We start from the raw sequence: 21,253 nt of genomic DNA on the forward strand, positions 1-21,253 counted from the left end.
TGGCATGAACCTGCCCATCCCCGCAGACAGTGCCCTGAACGGCTTCCACCCGGCCGTCAGCGCCTGGTTCAGCAAGACCTTCGCGACGGTGACCGCCGCCCAGGCCCGGGCGTGGCCGTTGATCCGCCAGCGTCGCTCGACCCTGATCGCCGCCCCCACGGGCTCCGGCAAGACCCTCACCGCGTTCCTCGCCGTCATCGACGAGTTGGTGCACCGTGGCCTGGAGCAGCCCGAAGGCCTGCCGGACGAAACCCTGGTGGTCTACGTCTCGCCGCTCAAGGCGCTGTCCAACGACATCCGCATCAACCTGCAAGACCCGCTGGCCGGGATCACCGAACAATTGCGCCTGCTGGGCTTGCCCGAATTGCAGATCACGACGGCCGTGCGCACCGGCGACACCCCGCAAAAAGAGCGCTCGGCGATGCGCAAGACGGCGCCGCACATTCTGGTCACCACTCCGGAATCGCTCTACGTGCTGCTCGGCTCCGATTCGGGCCGGCAAATGCTCGGCACCACGCGCACGGTGATCGTCGATGAGATCCACGCCATCGCCGCCAGTAAACGCGGCAGCCACCTCGCCCTGAGCCTCGAGCGCCTGCAAGCGCTCTGCGCCGAGCCACTGGTGCGCATCGGCCTGTCCGCCACGCAGAAACCCATCGAAGCGGTGTCGCGCTTCCTGGTGGGCCGCGACCGGCCGTGCGAAATCATCGACATCGGCCACGCCCGCCCACGGGACCTGGACATTGAAGTGCCGCCAGTTCCGCTGTCAGCGGTAATGGCCAACGATGTCTGGGAATTGGTGTACGACCGCCTCGCCGCTCTCGCCCGCGAACACCGGACCACGCTGATTTTCGTCAACACCCGGCGCCTGGCCGAACGCCTGAGCCGTCACTTGAGCGAACGTCTCGGCAAGGACGCCGTGGCCGCCCACCATGGCAGCCTGGCCAAGGAGTTTCGCCTGGATGCCGAGCAACGGCTCAAGCGCGGCGAACTGCAAGTGCTGATCGCCACGGCGTCGCTGGAATTGGGGATCGATATTGGCGACGTCGACCTGGTCTGCCAGATCGCCTCGCCGCGCTCGATTTCGGCTTTTCTGCAACGGGTCGGTCGCTCCGGGCACCAGGTCGGCGGCACCCCCAAGGGCCGTTTGTTCGCCACCACCCGCGACGACCTGATCGAATGCGCCGCCCTGCTCGACTGCGTGCGCCGGGGCGAACTCGACACCCTGCAAATCCCCGAGGCCCCGCTGGACGTGCTGGCGCAGCAGATCATCGCCGAAGTCAGTTGCCAGGAATGGCCGGAGGACGCGTTGCTGGCGTTGTTCCGCCAGGCCTCGCCCTACGCCGCGCTCGACGACAAACATTATCAGGCGCTGCTGCGGATGCTCGCCGAGGGCTACAACGGTCGCCAGGGGATCCGCAGCGCTTACCTGCACCGCGACGCGGTGACCCGCAGCCTGCGCGGTCGCCGGGGAGCCAAGCTGACGGCCGTGACCAGCGGCGGGACCATTCCGGACAACGCCGACTACAGCGTGTTGCTGGAGCCGCAAGGGCTGAACATCGGCAGCGTCAACGAAGACTTCGCGGTGGAAAGCATCGCTGGCGACGTTTTTCAGCTGGGCAATACGTCGTACCGGATCCTGCGGGTCGAGACCGGCAAGGTCCGGGTCGAGGACGCCCAGGGTCAACCGCCGACCATACCGTTCTGGCTCGGTGAGGCGCCGGGGCGCAGCGCGGAACTGTCGTTCGCCGTCGCGCGCCTGCAAGCGCAACTCGATGAACTGCTCGGCGCTACGCCGGGTCATTTACAGCCGAGTCTCGACTGGCTGACCCAGACACTCGGCCTGAACCTGGCCAGCGCCGAACAACTGGTGGAATACCTGGCCCGCGCGCGCCAGGCCTTCGGCGCCCTGCCCTCGCAAGACACACTGCTGATGGAACGGTTTTTCGACGAGTCCGGTGGCACGCAACTGATCATCCACACGCCGTTCGGCAGCCGCATCAACCGCGCCTGGGGCCTGGCCCTGCGCAAGCGTTTCTGCCGCACCTTCAACTTCGAATTGCAGGCTGCCGCCAGTGAAGACGCCATCGTGTTGTCGTTGTCCACCAGCCACAGTTTTGAGCTGGAGGACGTGTGGCGTTACCTGCACAGCAACAGCGCCGAGCACACGCTGATTCAAGCCGTCCTCGATGCGCCGCTGTTCGGCGTGCGCTGGCGCTGGAATGCCGGGGTGGCGCTGGCGTTGCCACGCTATTCCGGTGGGCGAAAAGTCCCGCCGCAGATCCAGCGGATGAAGAGTGAAGACCTGATCGCCAGCGTGTTTCCCGATCAGATCGCCTGTGTGGAAAACCTCGTCGGCGAGCGGGACATTCCCGACCATCCGCTGGTGGAACAAACCCTAGACGATTGCCTGCACGAAGCCATGGACAGCGAAGGCTGGCTCGCGCTGTTGCGGCGCATGGAGCGCGGCGAGGTCCGGCTGATCAGCCGCGACCTGCCGGCACCCTCGCCATTGGCGGCGGAGATTCTCAGCGCCCGCCCCTACACCTTTCTCGACGATGCGCCGCTGGAAGAACGCCGCACGCAAGCGGTGCTCAACCGCCGCTGGAGCGACCCGGAATCGACCGACGACCTCGGCGCGCTGGACGCCGAAGCGATTGCCGCCGTACGCGAAGAAGCCTGGCCTGCCCCCAATGGTATCGATGAAATGCACGAGGCATTGATGAGCCTGGCCTGCATCACCGAAGCCGAAGCCCAGGCCAACCCGAACTGGCTCGACTGGCTCAACACCCTGGCCGACAGCGGCCGCGCCTGCCGCCTCGACTCGTCGCTGTGGCTGGCACGGGAACGGTTGACCTGCCTGCGGGCGATTTATCCACAGGCCGATGTACTGCCGGCACTGGAGGCGCTGCCGGGATTTGATGAAGCCTGGGACGCGGACGATGCGGTGCTTGAAGTCATCCGCGCCCGGCTCAGCGCTTTTGGCCCGTTACCGTTGAAGGCGATTGCCGATCCGCTCGGCTTGCCCGGGACACAGGTTGCCCAGGCACTGGCGCAACTGGAACGCGAAGGTTATGTGCTGCGCGGCCGCTTCACGCCGGGCGCGACCGAAGAACAATGGTGCGAGCGTCATTTGCTGGCGCGTATTCATCGCTACACGGTCAAGCGCCTGCGCCGGGAAATCGAGCCGGTGGCGTTGCAGGATTTCATGCGGTTCCTGTTCGACTGGCAGCACTTATCCAGCGCCACTCAGGGCCAGGGCAGTGCGGTGTTGCCAACGATCATCGCGCAGTTCGAGGGCTACCCCGGCGCCGCATCGGCCTGGGACAGCGACCTGCTGCCAGCACGCCTCAAGGACTATGCGCCGAGCTGGCTGGATGACCTGTGCCGCAGCGGCAAACTGGTCTGGACCCGACTCACCGCGCGCAACAAAAGCGCCGGCACCGCGCTGCGCAGCACGCCGATTCTGCTACTGCCGCGCAATCGGGTCGGGCTCTGGAGCGACTTGACCGAGCAAACGCCGATCAGTGAACTGTCGCCGAAAACGCAAAAGGTCCATGCCGCACTCAGCCAGCATGGCGCGCTGTTTTTCGATGAGTTGATTCACGAGGCCCACCTGCTGCGCTCGGAGCTGGAAATTGCCTTGCAGGAACTGGTGGGCGCCGGACTGGTGAACGCCGACAGCTTCGCCGGACTGCGGGCACTGATCACGCCGGCCAGTAAACGCCAGAACCGCAGCAGCCGTCGCGGGCGCGGCGCGTTTGTCGGCGGTATGGACGATGCCGGGCGCTGGGCGCTGTTACGGCGCGGGGCTGTCGCGCCGGTTGTGGATAACAAGCAGCCGTCGGCCACGCCTGCCGAGACCCTGGAACACATCGCCATGACCCTGCTGCGTCGCTATGGCGTCGTTTTCTGGCGCCTGCTGGAACGCGAGGCCGATTGGTTGCCGAGCTGGCGCGAATTACTGCGCACCTTCCATCGACTGGAAGCGCGGGGCGAGATTCGCGGCGGACGCTTTGTCAGTGGCTTGGCGGGCGAGCAATTCGCCCTGCCCGAGGCGATTGCGCTGTTGCGCGAAGTCCGGCGCCGGCCCCATGACGGCAGCTTGATCGCGGTGTGCGGCGTCGATCCCTTGAACCTCGCCGGCACCCTGCTGCCCGGTCCCAAAGTACCGGCACTGGCAAGCAATCGGCTGGTGTACCGCGACGGTTTGCCGGCCGCGGCCGAGATCGCCGGCAAACCGCATTTCTGGCTGGAGCTGGATCAACAGGCCATGGCGGAAGTGCATGGCAAGCTGATCCGGCATTAGTGCTGCCTGGGCTGGCCTCATCGTCGGAACGCCGCCCGGAGCAAGCGCCCTCGCCACAGGGCTGCCGTTGTCGCGGCAATATTTGATCTGCACGCAAATATCAAATGCTCATCCCTGTATTTTTCCGCACACCCCAAACCTCGACACTGCGCTCCATCGAATCAACCCACCGGAGTTGCAGCCATGCCCATTGCCTTGCTCGCGCTGACCCTCAGCGCATTTGCCATCGGGACGACCGAATTCGTCATCGTTGGCCTGTTACCCACCATCGGCGCCGACCTGGGCGTCAGCCTGCCGTCCGCCGGCCTTCTGGTCAGCCTGTATGCGCTGGGCGTCGCGGTCGGCGCCCCCGTGCTGACGGCCCTCACCGGCAAAGTCCCGCGCAAAATGCTGCTGTTGTCGCTGATGGTGCTGTTCACCCTCGGCAACCTGCTGGCCTGGAAAGCGCCGAGCTACGAATCGCTGATCATTGCGCGGATCGTCACCGGCCTGGCCCACGGGGTGTTCTTTTCGATTGGTTCGACCATCGCGACCAGCCTTGTGTCCAAGGACAAAGCCGCCAGCGCGATCGCCATCATGTTCACCGGACTGACCGTGGCACTGGTCACTGGCGTGCCGTTGGGCACCTTCATCGGCCAGCATTTCGGCTGGCGTGAAACCTTTCTCGCCGTGTCCGCGCTGGGTGTGATCGCGTTCATCGGCAGCCTGCTGTACGTGCCGAAAAACATCGCCCACAGCAAACCTGCGTCGCTGTTGCAGCAATTGCAGGTGCTCAAGCAACCACGGTTGTTGCTGGTGTACGCCATGACGGCGGTCGGCTACGGCGGTTCGTTCATTGCGTTCACGTTCCTGGCACCGATCCTCCAGGACATTTCCGGCTTCAGCGCCAGCACCGTCAGCCTGGTGCTGCTGGTCTACGGCATCTCGGTGGCCGTGGGCAACATCTGGGGCGGCAAACTGGCGGACAAACGCGGTCCGATCAGCGCCCTGAAAATTATCTTCAGCCTGCTCGCCGCCGTGCTGTTCGTGCTGACTTTCACGGCCGGCAATCCATGGCTGGCGCTGGCCACCGTGCTGGTCTGGGGCGCCGTGGCGTTCGGCAATGTGCCGGGGTTGCAGGTGTACGTGGTGCGCCAGGCCGAACATCACACGCCACATGCGGTGGACGTGGCTTCCGGCCTGAACATCGCCGCGTTCAACCTCGGCATCGCCGGTGGCGCCTGGGGTGGTGGCCTGATCGTTGCGCATATGGGGCTGATACATACGGCGTGGATTGGCGGCCTGGTGGTACTGGTGGCACTGGCGCTGACGGCCTGGAGCGGTCGTCTTGACCGCTTGGGTCCGGTGTATGCCGAATCCTCGACACGTATCGTCGTCGGTCACTGACCCCCCTGTAGGAGCCAGCCTGCTGGCGATGGACCCAAGGGCACCGCGTTTATCCAGATCACACGCGTTATCGTTGACGACCATCGCCGGCAAGCCGGCTCCCACAAGAGACCATGCCCAGGCATAGGTCACGCAATACCTGTAGGAGCGAGCTTGCTGGCGATGGACCCAAGGGCACCGCGTTTATCCAGATCACACGCGTTATCGTTGACGACCATCGCCGGCAAGCCGGCTCCCACAAGAGACCATGCCCAGGCATAGGTCACGCAATACCTGTAGGAGCGAGCTTGCTGGCGATGGACCCAAGGGCACCGCGTTTATCCAGATCACACGCGTTATCGTTGACGACCATCGCCGGCAAGCCGGCTCCCACAAGAGACCATGCCCAGGCATAGGTCACGCAATACCTGTAGGAGCGAGCTTGCTGGCGATGGACCCAAGGGCACCGCGTTTATCCAGATCACACGCGTTATCGTTGACGACCATCGCCGGCAAGCCGGCTCCCACAAGAGACCATGCCCAGGCATAGGTCACGCAATACCTGTAGGAGCGAGCTTGCTGGCGATGGACCCAAGGGCACCGCGTTTATCCAGATCACACGCGTTATCGTTGACGACCATCGCCGGCAAGCCGGCTCCCACAAGAGACCATGCCCAGGCATAGGTCACGCAATACCTGTAGGAGCCAGCCTGCTGGCGATGGACCCAAGGGCGCCGCGTTTATCCAGATCACACGCGTTATCGTTGACGACCATCGCCGGCAAGCCGGCTCCCACAAGAGACCATGCCCTGGCATAGGTCACGCAATACCTGTAGGAGCCAGCCTGCTGGCGATGGACCCAAGGGCGCCGCGTTTATCCAGATCACACGCGTTATCGTTGACGACCATCGCCGGCAAGCCGGCTCCCACAAGAGACCATGCCCTGGCATAGGTCACGCAATACCTGTAGGAGCCAGCCTGCTGGCGATGGACCCAAGGGCGCCGCGTTTATCCAGATCACACGCGTTATCGTTGAAGACCATCGCCAGCAGGCTGGCTCCCACAACGGGCAGTGCCCTGGCTTAGGTCAAGCAATACCTGCCACCCGTAGTCCCGTCGAAACTTTCGCCATTGCCCCGCAGTCATCAAAAGACAGGGGCACTCGGACCGGAGGCGACATGGCGGCGATTCATATCGGCATTTCAGGTTGGCGCTACACACCTTGGCGAGGGGATTTCTACCCGAAGGGCCTGGCCCGGAAGCGCGAATTGCAATTCGCCTCGCGGGCCGTCAATAGCATCGAACTCAATGGATTTTTTTACGCCCTGCAACGGCCAGAGCGCTACGCCGAGTGGTACGTCGACACGCCGGCTGCCGAAGGAGTGCTGGCATGAGCATTACCGAGCCGGTTGGCGTCACCGACGAGCAAGCGACCATCGAGCCCCTGGTGCATCGCTTCACCGTACTGACGGTCAATACCCACAAAGGCTTCACCGCATTGAACCGGCGATTCATCCTGCCGGAATTGCGCGAAGCGGTGCGCAGTGTGTCTGCCGATGTGGTGTTTTTGCAGGAAGTCCACGGCACCCACGAACACCACCCCAAGCGCTATGACAATTGGCCGGCGATGCCGCAATACGAATTCCTCGCCGACAGCCTCTGGCCGCAGTTCGCCTATGGGCGCAACGCGGTCTACCCGGCGGGCGATCACGGTAATGCGCTGCTGTCGAAATTCCAGATCGTGCGCCATGACAATCTCGACGTGTCGATCAGCGGCCACGAGAATCGCGGCGTCCTGCATTGTGTGTTGCGCTTGCCCGGCGAAGGCCCGGAGGTGCATGCCATTTGCGTGCACCTGGGCCTGCGTGAAAGCCACCGCACTGAACAACTCAAGCTGTTGGCCCGTCGCCTGGAAGAACTGCCCGGTGACGCACCAGTAATCATCGCCGGTGATTTCAACGACTGGCGCCAGCGCGCCGATGCCTTGCTCAAGCCTTGCGGCTTGCGCGAAGTCTTCGCCGAACATCAGGGCAAACCGGCGCGCAGTTTTCCCGCGCGATGGCCGGCGCTGCGCCTGGACCGCATCTACGTACGCAATCTGAAAGCCGGTTGCCCGCAGGTGCTGACAAACCGACCCTGGTCACACCTTTCCGACCACGCACCGCTATCGGTGGAGATCGAGCTATGAGTGCTTCGCCGATGGATAAAACCACCGTGGACCCGGTTCCCGCGCCCCCGGTCAGCGAGCCGGCCGTGGTCGATGTCGAGTACCGCTGGCAGGGCAACAACCGGGTCGAGTTGCTGGAAAACGGCGAAGCCTATTTCCCCCGGGTGTTCGAGGCGATGCGTCAGGCCAAAAGCGAAATCCTCCTGGAAACCTTCATCGTCTTCGAGGACAAGGTCGGCGCAGAACTGCAGGACGTACTGATCGACGCGGCCCGGCGCGGCGTGCGTGTCACCGCCAGCCTCGACGGATTTGGCTGCGGAGAACTGAGCAGCGGTTACCTCGCCGCCCTCAGTGACGCCGGTGTGCATTTGCAAATGTTCGACCCGGCGCCCAAACGCCTGGGCATCCGCACCAACTGGTTTCGGCGCCTGCACCGCAAGATCGTGGTCGTCGACGGGACCTTCGCGTTCCTCGGCGGGATCAACTTTTCCGCCGACCATTTGGCCGACTTCGGCCCGGAGGCCAAGCAGGATTACTCGGTGGAAGTGCAAGGCCCGGCGGTGACCGACATCCATCACTTTGCCCTGCTGCAATGCGGGCGCCCGGTGCGCGCCAGGTACTGGTGGCAACGACGTCGCCAACGCCGCTCGGAGTTGGCGTTCAGCGATCACGATGGACAAGTGCGCCTGGTGTATCGCGACAACGGCGAGCATCGGACCGACATCGAGGAGGTTTACCGCCAGGTACTGCGTACCGCACAACGGCGCGTGGTGATCGCCAACGCGTACTTCTTTCCCGGCTATCGACTGCTGCGCGATATTCGCAATGCAGCCCGCCGGGGTGTCGAGGTGCGGCTGATTCTGCAAGGGCAGCCGGACATGCTGGTGGCCAAGCTCGCGGCGCGCATGACCTACGACTACCTGCTCAAGTCCGGTGTGAGGATTTACGAATATTGCAACCGTCCGCTGCACGGCAAAGTCGCGCTGGTGGACGAAGACTGGAGCACGGTCGGCTCCAGCAACCTCGACCCGTTGAGCCTGTCGATGAACCTGGAGGCCAATGTGTTGATCCGCGACCGTGGGTTCAACCGGCATCTGTTCGAACGCCTCGAAGATCTCAGCGACAACCATTGCAAGGTCATGTCGGTCGACAACGCCCCGCGCGGCCGCATCTGGCACATGACCGTGGGTTTTCTGGTCTTCCACTTCCTGCGGCATTTCCCGGCCTGGGCCGGTTGGTTGCCGGCACACAAACCCCGCCTCAAGGCCTTCACCGCGCCGCCCCGGAGCGAGCCATCATGAGTCGCACTGAAGCGCCCGCGATGCGCAACGCCGAACACCCGGCCAAGTCGCGCTGGAGCCGCTGGAAACGACCATTGACGCTGCTGTTTTTTCTGGCGCTGATCGTGCTGTTGACGATGTTCGCCCAGCGCATCGAATGGAACGAGGTGTTCGACACCCTGGCCGACTTCAAGGTGCGCACGCTGATCATCGCGTCCGGGCTGACCCTCACGAGCTTCCTGGTGTATGCCTGCTTCGACCTGATCGGCCGCACTTACATCCGCCAGGACCTCACGTGGAAACAGATCCTGCCCGTCGGGATCATCAGTTACGCCTTCAACCTCAACCTGAGCGCCTGGGTTGGCGGCATTGCCATGCGCTATCGGCTGTACTCACGACTCGGTGTGAGCAAAGCCAACATCGCGAAAATCCTCGGTCTGAGCCTGGCCACCAATTGGTTTGGCTACATGGTGATTGCCGGCGCAGTGTTCAGCAGTGGTCTGGTGCGCATGCCGCCCGGCTGGACACTCAGCAGCGGAGCGCTGCAAGGGGTGGGTGTGTTACTGCTGCTGGTGAGCGCGGGCTATCTGGCCGCCTGCCGGTACTCCACCCGCCGGGAATGGGCCATTCGCGGTGTGGAAATCAACTTGCCGTCGCTGCGCATGGCCATCCTGCAACTGGCCCTCGGGGCCTTGAACTGGTCGTTGATGGCGGCGGTGATTTTCACCCTGCTGCCGAGCAAACTGGACTATCCGCTGGTGCTTGGCGTGCTGCTGATCAGCGCCATCGCCGGGGTGATCACCCACATCCCGGCCGGCCTCGGTGTGCTGGAGGCGGTGTTCGTGGCACTGCTGCAACATGAGGTGTCGCGGGGCAGCCTGGTGGCGGGGCTGCTGGCCTACCGGGCGATCTACTTCCTGCTGCCGTTGTTGATCACACTGGTGATGTATCTGGTGGTGGAGGCCAAGGCCAAGGCATTGCGGATCTCGAGGAAGCCCAAGTGACTGATGCTGCCTGAAAGGCCGCCTTCGCGGGCAAGCCCGCTCCCACAGGGTCCCTGGTGTTCACAAATAATGTGTTCAACCAGGATCCATTGTGGGAGCGGGCTTGCCCGCGATGGCGTCCTTCGAAACACCCACTATCACCGGGACTGAATGATGCTCAGCCGCTCGCCCACCACCATTTCCGTGATCCAGTCCACGAGGATCGAGGTGTAGGCTTGCTGTGAAACGGGATCACTCAACGCATGGTCGGCACCGTCGATGATGCGGTGCGTCAGCGAATGGGTCTGCTGACAGGCCGCGCGATAACTCATGATGGTTGCGTGGGGCACGTAGTCGTCGCTCTCGGACTGCACCAGCAGCACATCCCCGGTAAATTGCGAACAGGCATGCAGCGCCCGGTTGCCATCGGCGCGCACCAGGGTGCTGCGATAATCGCGCAGATCGAGTTTGTCCAGATCGCGCTTGGGCGTGTGCCATTGATCGTCGCGGTACAGCGCCGGCACCCGCAGCGCCAGCCAGCGCACGGGGCGCAACGAAGTCAGGATCGCAGCCAGGTAACCGCCATAGCTGGTGCCGACCACGGCAATCGCCGAGGTATCGAGCGCCGGGTGCGCGAGCAGGCGATCGTAGGCCGCCAGCAGGTCGCGCAGGTTGTCTTCACGGGTCACCCGGGACAACGGGATGCCGGTGCCGCCGGTATGCCCGCGCAGGTCGAAGGTCAGGCACACGCAACCCAGGCCGGCAATGCCTTTGGCCCGTTCCAGGTCGCGCTCCTGACTACCGCCCCAGCCGTGCACGAACAACACGCCGGGGACCTTGGATTTGGGGCTGAGAAAAGTCCCGCTCATCTGTTCGTCGTCGATGTCGATTTGAATGCTTTCGCTTCTAGCCGTCATAGGATTTGACCGTTACGTACTTGAGGAGAAAATCACTGTCTTGCGCCGGTCCGCGATACACCTCGATGGCGTGCGCCGGCAAAGGTTGTTCAATGTAGGTTTCCACCGAAGACACACGAATCGCGCGCATATCCGGATCGTTGACGAAGCTCTGCAAGGCCGCCACTTCGGCACTGCTGGCCCCGCCCATGCGCCAGGATTGTTCGAGCACGCCGCTGCGTGGCTTGCCGTCGCTGGCCATGCCCTGGGCAATGTCGTAATTGCGACGCGACGCATAGAAACCGGGGTAGGCTTCATCCGCGGCGCTGTCGAACACTTGTGCCTGCTGGATGGCCAGCCGCACGTCATCGGGCAGGTCCAGCTTCAGTAAATCGTCGTATCCACCCTGCACCACCAACAGGTTGGAACCACCATAGACCTCTTCGCCGTGGGCGTCTTTGGTCAAATATTGATCACCACAATAACTCAGTACCTTGTCGCCGATGAAACTCTGACCAACGCTGTGGGTAATCACCTGGTCCAGGTCCTGCTCCAGCACCACGCCTTCGGTGAACAGGGTTTTGGCCTCGGGTCGGGCAAGCATTTCATCGAACTGGTCGAGGCACTTGATGACTTCCTGACCCCGCCCGGCGCACGCATGAATCGGCTTGAGGCGGATCGGGCCGGTGTATAGCAGGTGCTCCGCCGCCGGCCGCGCATCGTCGAAGGAAAACACGCTGAGACCATCCAGCACCACAGGGCGCACCCGTTGGGAAAACAACGGCGACCAGCCATGGGGAGCACGGGCCAGATGGTTGCACAAACCGTGACTGATGGCCTTGGTGCAGATGAAGTCATGCTCGACGTAACCGCCCCACAAATCCTCAGGCCCCTTGACGCCCAGTTGCCGGGCAGCGGCAGCACCGACCAGGGTTTGCGTCGGCAACAGGTAAAGTTCACGACCGAGATGCTGCGTCGGGTCGTAACTGCCGCCGTACTTGAGCCCGAGGATGTGCGCCAGCCAGCGGGCCAGCGCGCGATTGGTTTCGATTTCATGCAACGGCGCGTCGGAGCGCACCGAGTGGGCGACCACCAGTTTCTTGCGGCTTGTTGGGGTCATGCGTCCCCCTTCAATCGGCGCCAGATGAATGTAGCTGTTGGGGTGCAGAGATCAGGCCAATCGCGGCTGAAAAGAAACGTATTTCAAATCAGCCGGTTACGCGAAAGGTGGTGGCATCAGGCCTGTTTTATTCTGCACGACGACCTTTAACATTCCGGCATTTTGCACGACTCAAACCTTCCTCTTCCCACGGCTTTTAGCGGGTAACAACACTCGGCATCACGCCAAACCGGGTCCGGTAATCACTTGGCGCCAGCCCGGTGATCTTCTTGAAGGTCGAACGAAAGGCGCCCGGGTCCTGATACCCCACGGTCCAGGCAATGTGGTCGATGGTGCTGTTGGTGAATTCGAGCATTTCCCGCGCCTTGCCGACCCGCAGGTGCTGGCAGTACTCGGTGGGCTTGAGCCCGGTGGCGGCACGGAACCGGCGCAGGAAGGTGCGCTCCTCCAGCCCTGCCCGCTCGGCCATGGACGTCAACGACACGTCGGTGGCCCCGGTGCTTTGCAGCCAGTGTTGAACCTTGAGGATCGATGCATCGCCATGGCTGAGAATCGGCGCGAAGTTGCTGCCGCACTCGCTGGCGCTGTCACTGTGTTCAACCACCAGAAAGCGTGCGGTGCCGGTGGCGATGCTCGGCCCCAGCAAGCGATCCACCAGGCGCAGACCCAGCTCCGACCAAGCCATCAGCCCGGCGGTGGTGATCAGGTCGCCGTCATCGACGATGGGGGTATCAGCCTTGAGCTTGATTGCCGGGTAACGTTCGGCGAATGCCTTGGCCGAGGTCCAGTGGGTGGTGGCACTCCGGCCGTCGAGCAGACCGCTTTCGGCCAGCAGAATCGAGCCCACGCAGACACCACCGAGGGTTGCGCCGCTGGCATGTTGCTGGCGCATCCAGCGAATCAACGCCTGCGATGCCTGGCCTTCGCGGAACCCGGCAATCGACGGCGGAATCAATACCGCCACCAAGGCGCCGTCCACGCCAGGATGGCTGTCGTACACCCGCGCTGGCGCCTGCTCGCCATCCACCTGCCAATGACTGACCCGAAGCAGCGGCAACTGCACCGCCTGATGCTCGGCGGCGATCCGGTTGGCCACCCCGAACAGGTCCGTCAACCCATGCACCGCCGCCATTTGCGCGCCGGGATAGATCAACACGCCCAGTTCGGCGATCGCCCTTTGTGCATCCATTGTCAGTTTTCCCCCTTCTATTGTCGGTGCGGCCAATCCCCGGATGGCGTGCCTGGGCCAATACTTGATGCCACATTCAACCCGTACTTCAAGGAAACAGTCATGGCCAAGCAAGCACTCATCCTAGTCGATATCCAAAACGACTACTTCCCCCAAGGCAAGTGGCCACTGGTCGGCGCCGATGCCGCGGCGGACAACGCTGTACGTCTGCTCAACGCCTTCCGTGATGCTGGCGATTCGGTGGTGCACATTCGCCACGAATTCACGTCCGAAGAAGCACCGTTTTTCACCCCTGGCTCCGAAGGCGCGAAGCTGCACCCCAAAGTCCTCAACCGTACCGATGAGCCGGTGGTACTCAAGCACTTCGTCAACTCGTTCCGCGAAACCGAACTGCAGTCGATCCTCGACGAACAGGGCATCAAGGAACTGGTGGTGGTCGGCAGCATGAGCCACATGTGCATCGATGGCATCACCCGTGCCGCAGCGGATTTTGGTTACACCGTGACAGTGATCCACGACGCCTGTGCGACCCGTGACCTGGAATTCAACGGCGTGACAGTCCCGGCTGCCCACGTTCATGCGGCCTTCATGTCAGCCTTGGGTTTTGCCTACGCCAAGGTGATAGCCACCGACGAGTTCCTGTCTGCGAGCCAGGGCTAGGACCGGAGCTTGCCGCGCCCGGTAGCGAATTGATCAATCCATTGCCCACAAAAAAAGGCCCGACGCTGTGAGCGCCGGGCCTTTGTGTTCAGAGCGGGTGAAGCGGCTTATCAGAACGGAATATCGTCATCAAAGCTGTCGAAATCCGGAGCCGGTTGCGGCGCGGCTTGTTGCGGTGCCGGGCGCTGTGGCTGCTGTTGCGGGGCAGGACGTGGTGCCTGCTGGCGCGGAGCGGATTGCTGGTAGTTGTTACCGCCGCCCTGGCCTTGCTGGTCGCCCTGTGGACGGCCGCCCAGCAGTTGCATGGTGCCTTGCATGTCGACGACGATTTCGGTGGTGTAACGCTTGATGCCGTCTTTTTCCCACTCGCGGGTCTGCAGCTTGCCTTCGATGTACACCTGCGAACCTTTACGCAGGTACTCGCCAGCGATCTCTGCAACTTTGCCGAACATCGACACACGGTGCCATTCGGTCTTTTCGACTTTCTGACCGGTTTGCTTGTCAGTCCACTGCTCGCTGGTCGCCAGACTCAGGTTGGTCACGGCGTTACCGTTTGGCAGGTAGCGAACTTCAGGATCCTGGCCGCAAGTGCCGACCAATATGACTTTGTTAACCCCACGGGCCATTACGTTCTCCTAGGCTACGCACGCTGCCTCGGCCGGGCTGTTCACCAGGCGCTCAAGGGTGGTGCGATCCAATAGTTCGGTGTCCAATTTGATGTAAATGGCCGCTTCATCAGCGACGATCACTGCATCTGTTACCCCTACGACCGCCTTCAGGCGCTCAACCAGACCCGCTTCGCGGATCGCCTCGGGCGACAACGGCAAGCGCAGGCTCGTGACGTAGGGTGGTTCGCGCATGGTAACAGCAAAGGCCAGCCAGAGGGCAGCCAGACCGGCGCATCCCAGGAACACAACCGACAAACCGCCATGCTGGAACAACCAGCCGCCGAGAATGCCGCCCAGTGCCGAACCCAGGAACTGGCTGGTGGAATACACCCCCATGGCCGTGCCCTTGCCGCCGGCCGGTGAAACCTTGCTGATCAGCGACGGCAACGAAGCTTCCAGCAGATTGAACGCAGTGAAGAACACCACCGTCCCGATCACCAGAGCCCGCAAGCTGTCGCCGAACTGCCAGAAGAATAGCTCAGTGAGCATCAGCGTCACGACGGCACCGAGCAAAACTCGTTTCATTTTGCGTTTTTTCTCGCCGTAGATAATGAACGGAATCATGGCGAAGAAGGAAATCAGCAGCGCGGTCAGGTACACCCACCAGTGCTGCTCTTTAGGCAGCCCGGCTTTTTCGACCAGGGCCAAGGGCAACGCAACGAAACTCGACATCAACATCGCGTGCAACACAAAGATGCCCAGGTCCAGGCGCAGCAGGTCCGGGTGCTTGAGCGTCGGAATCAGCGCCTGGCGTGCGACACCGGACTCACGATGCTGCAACGGCCCGGTGGCACGCGGCACCATGAACATCACGATCACAATGCCGAACAGCGCCATGCCACCGGTGGCAAGGAACAATCCGCTCAGGCCGAAAGCGCGCGTCAGCAACGGTCCGACCACCATGGCGACGGCAAACGACAGGCCAATCGTCATGCCGATCATGGCCATGGCCTTGGTCCGATGCTGCTCGCGGGTCAGGTCTGACAACAATGCCATGACTGCGGCGGAAATCGCCCCGGCCCCCTGGAGGATACGTCCGGCGATCACGCCCCAGATCGAATCGGCGTTGGCGGCCAGCAGACTGCCCAGCGCAAAGATAATCAAACCGAGATAAATGACCGGGCGGCGACCGATGCGGTCGGAAATGAAACCGAAAGGAATCTGGAAAATCGCCTGGGTCAGGCCGTAAGCGCCAATCGCCAGCCCGATAAGGGCCGGGGTCGCTCCCGCCAGGTCCATCCCATAGGTCGCCAATACCGGCAACACCATGAACATGCCAAGCATACGGAAGGCGAACACCAGGGCCAGACCACTCGCCGCGCGGGTCTCGCTGCCACTCATGCGTTCGCTGTGGGGATCGTGCATGGAAAAACCTCATGTGAACCGGCGGCGATTCTACCAGTCCCATCGATTGGCGGGGTATATCGCGACGCTTTGACGCGCTCAGCTGACAGACTCTTCATGTAAGCCAATACTCCCGTCATTTGATAGTGTGCATCCATCCAGTATTTGGCCGTATACTCTTACGTTTTCGACGCCCGCCAAGCGAGGCCACTTTGGACAAGATCCTGATTCGTGGGGCTCGAACCCACAACCTGAAGAATATCGACCTGACCCTGCCAAGGGACAAGCTGATCGTCATCACCGGCCTGTCCGGCTCCGGCAAGTCATCCCTGGCTTTCGATACGCTCTACGCCGAAGGCCAGCGCCGCTACGTCGAATCATTGTCGGCCTACGCCCGCCAGTTCCTGTCGATGATGGAAAAGCCCGATGTCGACACCATCGAAGGCCTGTCGCCGGCCATTTCCATCGAACAGAAGTCGACCTCGCACAACCCGCGCTCGACGGTCGGCACCATCACCGAAATCTACGACTACCTGCGCCTGCTTTATGCCCGCGTAGGTATTCCGCGCTGCCCGGATCACGACATCCCGCTTGAGGCTCAGACCGTCAGCCAGATGGTCGACCTGGTTCTGGCGCAACCGGAGGGCAGCAAGCTCATGCTGCTGGCCCCGGTCATTCGCGAGCGCAAGGGCGAGCACCTTTCGGTGTTCGAAGAGCTGCGTGCCCAGGGCTTCGTGCGCGCCAGGATCAACGGCAAGCTGTATGAGCTGGATGAAGCGCCCAAGCTCGACAAACAAAAGAAGCATTCCATCGATGTGGTGGTCGACCGCTTCAAGGTCCGCGCCGACCTGCAGCAACGTCTGGCCGAATCCTTCGAGACTGCGCTGAAGCTGGCAGACGGCATCGCCCTGGTGGCACCGATGGACGACGAACCGGGTGAAGAGATGATTTTCTCCGCACGCTTCGCCTGCCCGATTTGCGGTCACGCCATCAGCGAACTCGAACCCAAGCTGTTCTCTTTCAACAACCCGGCCGGCGCCTGCCCGACATGTGATGGCCTGGGTGTGAAGCAGTTTTTCGACATCAAGCGACTGGTCAATGGCGAGCTGACCCTGGCCGAAGGCGCAATTCGCGGCTGGGATCGACGCAACGTCTATTACTTCCAGATGCTCGGCTCGCTGGCCTCGCACTACAAGTTCAGCCTCGAAGTGCCGTTCAACGAATTGCCCGGCGATCAGCAGAAATTCATCCTGCACGGCAGTGGCTCGCAAAACGTCGACTTCAAGTACCTGAACGACCGTGGCGACATCGTCAAGCGTTCGCACCCGTTCGAAGGCATCGTGCCGAACCTGGAACGCCGCTACCGCGAAACCGAATCGGCTTCGGTGCGCGAAGAGCTGGCCAAGTTCTTAAGCACCCAGGCCTGCCCGGACTGCCGCGGCACCCGTCTGCGGCGTGAGGCGCGGCATGTATGGGTCGGCGAGAAAACCTTGCCGGCGGTGACCAACCTGCCCATCGGCGATGCCTGCGATTACTTCGGCGAGCTCAAGCTCACCGGACGTCGTGGGGAAATCGCCGACAAGATCCTCAAGGAAATCCGCGAGCGCCTGCAGTTCCTGGTCAACGTCGGTCTGGATTACCTGTCGCTGGATCGCAGCGCCGACACCCTGTCCGGTGGTGAGGCCCAGCGTATTCGCCTGGCCAGTCAGATCGGCGCCGGCCTGGTTGGTGTCCTGTACATCCTCGACGAGCCGTCGATTGGCTTGCACCAACGCGACAACGACCGGTTGCTTGGCACGCTCAAGCATCTGCGGGATATCGGCAACACGGTGATCGTGGTCGAGCACGACGAAGATGCGATTCGCCTGGCTGACTACGTGGTGGATATCGGCCCGGGCGCCGGGGTTCATGGCGGACATATCGTCGCCGAAGGCACGCCGGCCGAGGTGATGGCTCACCCTGACTCGCTGACGGGCAAGTACCTGTCGGGTCGGGTGAAGATCGAAGTACCGGCCAAACGCACGCCGCGCAACAAGAAGCTGTCGCTATCGCTCAAGGGCGCTCGCGGCAACAATTTGCGCAACGTCGACCTCGAGATCCCGATCGGGCTGCTGACCTGTGTGACCGGTGTATCCGGCTCAGGCAAATCGACCCTGATCAACAACACGCTGTTTCCCCTGAGCGCCACGGCACTCAACGGTGCAACCACGCTGGAAGCCGCCGCTCACGACAGCATCAAGGGTCTGGAGCACCTGGACAAGGTCGTCGATATCGACCAGAGCCCGATTGGTCGTACGCCGCGTTCCAACCCGGCGACCTACACCGGGTTGTTCACGCCGATTCGCGAACTGTTCGCCGGCGTGCCGGAGTCCCGCTCCCGTGGTTACGGGCCGGGGCGCTTCTCCTTCAACGTGAAGGGCGGACGCTGCGAGGCCTGCCAGGGCGATGGCCTGATCAAGGTGGAAATGCACTTCCTGCCGGACATCTACGTTCCTTGTGACGTGTGCAAGAGCAAGCGCTACAACCGCGAAACCCTGGAGATCAAGTACAAGGGCAAGAGCATCCACGAAACCCTCGAGATGACCATCGAGGAAGCGCGGGAGTTCTTCGACGCCGTACCGGCACTGGCGCGCAAGCTGCAGACGCTGATGGATGTCGGCCTGTCGTACATCAAACTGGGGCAATCCGCGACCACGCTGTCCGGTGGCGAAGCACAGCGGGTGAAACTGTCCCGCGAGCTATCCAAGCGGGACACAGGCAAGACCCTGTACATCCTCGACGAGCCGACCACGGGCCTGCACTTTGCAGATATCCAGCAACTGCTCGACGTGTTGCACAGACTGCGCGACCACGGCAACACGGTCGTAGTGATCGAGCACAACCTGGACGTGATCAAGACCGCTGACTGGTTGGTGGACCTGGGGCCGGAAGGCGGCTCCAAGGGCGGGCAAATCATTGCCGTCGGTACACCGGAGGAAGTGGCGCAGATGAAACAGTCTCATACCGGCTTCTACCTGAAACCGCTACTGGAACGCGATCGGGCCTGAGTCCAGGCCAGTAAAAAGCCCCTGTCACTTCATCAGTGACAGGGGCTTTTTGATATCCGCCGCAATCAGGTGTGCGATTGCAGGTAGTTCTCGAGACCGATCAACTTGATCAGACCCAACTGCTTTTCCAGCCAGTAGGTGTGATCTTCTTCGGTGTCATTGAGCTGAATACGCAAGATTTCGCGACTGACGTAGTCCTTGTGCTGCTCGCAGAGCTCGATACCTTTGCACAGTGCTGCGCGAACCTTGTACTCAAGGCGCAGATCCGCCTCGAGCATCTCAGGCACTGTAGTGCCCACATCGAGATCGTCCGGACGCATACGTGGCGTGCCTTCCAGCATCAGTATCCGCCGCATCAACGCATCGGCGTGACCGGCTTCTTCTTCCATTTCGTGATTGATTCGTTCGTAGAGCTTGGTGAATCCCCAGTCCTCATACATCCGCGAATGGACGAAATATTGATCACGCGCGGCCAATTCGCCGGTCAGCAACGTGTTGAGGTAATCGATAACGTCTGGGTGGCCTTGCATCGCCCTACATCTCCCTGCTTGAAAGTCTGTAGTTTGAACCAAGCTGCCTGGCAGGTCACTCGATTCAAGCAATAAAAGCGAAGATATTCTGAGAAAAGCAGCTTAATTAACGCAAAAACCGCCCAATCAAGGGCGGTTCTGCTTCTCATTTAGACTTCGTTAAGCTGTACGTCGAGCAGTTTCGCGATTGCTTCTCCATACGCCGGATCAGCCTTGTAGAAATGCTGCAATTGGCGGTCAACCACATCACTGGATACACCCCCCATCGCACCGGCAATGTTACCGACCAACAACGCTTTCTGCTCATCGCTCATCAGGCGAAACAGCGCGCCGGCATGACTGTAGTAATCGGTATCCTTGCGGTGATCGTAGCGATCGGCCGAACCGCTTAACGCGAGCGCCGGCTCAGCGTAACGAGGTGCTTGTTTAGGCGATTCGACATAACTGTTCGGTTCGTAGTTGGGTGCTGCACCGCCATTGGTGCCAAACGCCATCGATCCATCGCGCTGATAGCTGTTAACCGGGCTACGCGGAGCGTTAACCGGCAATTGTTGGTGATTGGTGCCAACACGGTAGCGGTGAGCATCGGCATAAGCGAAAACGCGTCCCTGTAGCATCCGGTCTGGCGACAGCCCAACTCCCGGTACCATATTGCTTGGGCCAAACGCTGCTTGTTCGACTTCCGCGAAATAGTTGAGCGGGTTGCGATTGAGCTCCAACTCGCCGACCTCAATCAACGGAAACTCTTTCTGCGACCAGGTCTTGGTCACGTCGAACGGGTTCTCATAATGCGCGGCAGCTTGTGCTTCGGTCATGATCTGGATGCACACACGCCATTTCGGGAAGTCGCCACGCTCGATGGCGCTGAACAGATCACGCTGGGCGTAATCCGGATCAGTACCCGCGAGGCGCGCAGCTTCTGCCGGCGCCAGGTTCTTGATCCCTTGTCGGGTCTTGTAGTGCCACTTGACCCAATGGCGTTCGCCATTGGCATTGATCAAGCTGTACGTGTGACTGCCGAAGCCGTGCATGTGACGATAGCCATCAGGAATGCCACGATCGGAAAACAGGATCGTGACCTGGTGCAGCGCTTCAGGAGAGTGGGACCAGAAGTCCCACATCGCCTGCGCGCTTTTGAGATTGCTTTGCGGCAGCCGCTTTTGCGTATGGATAAAGTCCGGAAATTTGAGCGGATCGCGGATGAAGAACACTGGCGTGTTGTTGCCAACAATGTCCCAATTTCCTTCCTCGGTGTAGAACTTCAACGCGAAGCCGCGTGGATCGCGCTCGGTATCCGCCGAACCGCGCTCACCGCCAACGGTGGAAAACCGCAAAAAGGTCGGCGTTTGTTTACCCACTGTTTCAAACAGCTTGGCGCTGGTGAGCTGAGTAATGTCGCGAGTCACGGTAAACGTACCGTACGCACCTGAACCTTTGGCGTGTACACGTCGTTCAGGGATGTTTTCCCGGTTGAAATGGGCGAGTTTCTCGATCAGGTGGAAATCGTCGAGCAGCAGCGGGCCCCGAGGGCCGGCGGAACGGGAATTCTGATTATCGGCGACAGGAGCGCCACTGGCGGTGGTCAGTGTTTTATTTTGGCTCATGCGAACTCTTCCTTTGTCAGTCTTGAACTGCCGGGGAATCGGCTTGGCGGGAAGTATTGATCATCATCGTGACCGCCACAAATTCATTAAC

At 61.7% G+C, this 21,253-nt stretch carries 14 protein-coding genes and 1 pseudogene; 8 read left to right on the forward strand and 7 right to left on the reverse strand.

Translation table 11 applies throughout. The features are described 5' to 3' along the window. Positions 1-4 precede the first annotated feature (4 nt). The 6 genes and pseudogenes from JQF37_RS08030 to JQF37_RS08055 all read left to right on the forward strand — a co-directional run bounded on the left by JQF37_RS08030 (position 5) and on the right by JQF37_RS08055 (position 10,125). Positions 5-4,309, forward strand: a complete 4,305-nt coding sequence (locus JQF37_RS08030; RefSeq protein ID WP_130209744.1) for a DEAD/DEAH box helicase — start codon at positions 5-7, stop codon at positions 4,307-4,309. Positions 4,310-4,492: 183 nt separating this feature from the next. Next, positions 4,493-5,695 (forward strand): MFS transporter, encoded by a 1,203-nt coding sequence (locus JQF37_RS08035; protein WP_130209742.1) that lies wholly within the window; start codon positions 4,493-4,495, stop codon positions 5,693-5,695. 1,157 nt (positions 5,696-6,852) lie between these two features. Beyond that, positions 6,853-7,044: pseudogene (locus JQF37_RS08040) on the forward strand (DUF72 domain-containing protein); the annotation flags it as partial. A 20-nt stretch (positions 7,045-7,064) separates the two neighbouring features. Beyond that, a complete protein-coding gene (locus JQF37_RS08045) occupies positions 7,065-7,862 on the forward strand; it encodes an endonuclease/exonuclease/phosphatase family protein (protein WP_130209740.1) in 798 nt (265 codons plus the stop codon). Next, positions 7,859-9,142: a cardiolipin synthase ClsB gene (gene clsB / locus JQF37_RS08050; RefSeq protein ID WP_130209738.1), complete on the forward strand. Its 1,284-nt coding sequence runs from the start codon at positions 7,859-7,861 to the stop codon at positions 9,140-9,142. The genes JQF37_RS08045 and clsB overlap by 4 nt, the downstream gene beginning before the upstream one ends. Beyond that, positions 9,139-10,125 carry a lysylphosphatidylglycerol synthase domain-containing protein gene (locus JQF37_RS08055; protein ID WP_130209736.1) on the forward strand — a complete coding sequence of 329 codons (987 nt, stop codon included), beginning with the start codon at positions 9,139-9,141 and terminating at the stop codon, positions 10,123-10,125. Before clsB ends, JQF37_RS08055 begins: the two co-directional genes overlap by 4 nt. Positions 10,126-10,262: 137 nt before the next feature. Here JQF37_RS08055 and JQF37_RS08060 read toward each other — a convergent pair whose 3' ends face one another. From JQF37_RS08060 to JQF37_RS08070, 3 genes are all read right to left on the reverse strand, one after another. After that, positions 10,263-11,021 (reverse strand): alpha/beta fold hydrolase, encoded by a 759-nt coding sequence (locus JQF37_RS08060; protein ID WP_130209734.1) that lies wholly within the window; start codon positions 11,019-11,021, stop codon positions 10,263-10,265. Next, entirely contained in the window at positions 11,011-12,120 is a 1,110-nt protein-coding gene (locus JQF37_RS08065) for a DUF3182 family protein (RefSeq protein WP_204149610.1), read from the reverse strand. Before JQF37_RS08065 ends, JQF37_RS08060 begins: the two co-directional genes overlap by 11 nt. A gap of 196 nt (positions 12,121-12,316) precedes the next feature. Beyond that, on the reverse strand, positions 12,317-13,309 hold the full coding sequence (locus JQF37_RS08070) for a GlxA family transcriptional regulator (RefSeq protein WP_130209730.1): 993 nt from the start codon (positions 13,307-13,309) through the stop codon (positions 12,317-12,319). Positions 13,310-13,411: 102 nt separating this feature from the next. On the opposite strand from JQF37_RS08070, the gene JQF37_RS08075 reads away from it, so the two are divergent. Beyond that, positions 13,412-13,969, forward strand: coding sequence for a cysteine hydrolase family protein (locus tag JQF37_RS08075; RefSeq protein WP_130209728.1), 558 nt, complete (start codon positions 13,412-13,414; stop codon positions 13,967-13,969). Positions 13,970-14,079: 110 nt separating this feature from the next. Here the strand turns inward: JQF37_RS08075 and JQF37_RS08080 are convergent, their stop codons facing one another. Together JQF37_RS08080 and JQF37_RS08085 are read right to left on the reverse strand one after the other, a co-directional pair. Then, complete coding sequence (locus JQF37_RS08080; protein WP_007970128.1) at positions 14,080-14,595, reverse strand: single-stranded DNA-binding protein; 516 nt, start codon at positions 14,593-14,595, stop codon at positions 14,080-14,082. 9 nt (positions 14,596-14,604) lie between these two features. Beyond that, on the reverse strand, positions 14,605-16,002 hold the full coding sequence (locus JQF37_RS08085) for an MFS transporter (protein WP_130209726.1): 1,398 nt from the start codon (positions 16,000-16,002) through the stop codon (positions 14,605-14,607). A gap of 191 nt (positions 16,003-16,193) precedes the next feature. Here JQF37_RS08085 and uvrA point away from each other — a divergent pair, with 191 nt between their 5' ends. Further along, positions 16,194-19,028, forward strand: a complete 2,835-nt coding sequence (gene uvrA / locus JQF37_RS08090; protein WP_130209724.1) for an excinuclease ABC subunit UvrA — start codon at positions 16,194-16,196, stop codon at positions 19,026-19,028. Between the two features lie 65 nt (positions 19,029-19,093). Here uvrA and bfr read toward each other — a convergent pair whose 3' ends face one another. Continuing rightward, the gene (bfr, locus tag JQF37_RS08095; protein WP_025109504.1) at positions 19,094-19,558 is read right to left on the reverse strand and encodes a bacterioferritin; all 465 of its coding nucleotides are present in this window, start codon (positions 19,556-19,558) and stop codon (positions 19,094-19,096) included. Between the two features lie 149 nt (positions 19,559-19,707). Then, positions 19,708-21,162 carry a catalase gene (locus tag JQF37_RS08100; RefSeq protein WP_130209722.1) on the reverse strand — a complete coding sequence of 485 codons (1,455 nt, stop codon included), beginning with the start codon at positions 21,160-21,162 and terminating at the stop codon, positions 19,708-19,710. Positions 21,163-21,253 lie beyond the last annotated feature (91 nt).

It is taken from the genome of Pseudomonas sp. MIL9 (assembly GCF_016887925.1).
Lineage (GTDB): Bacteria > Pseudomonadota > Gammaproteobacteria > Pseudomonadales > Pseudomonadaceae > Aquipseudomonas > Aquipseudomonas mohnii.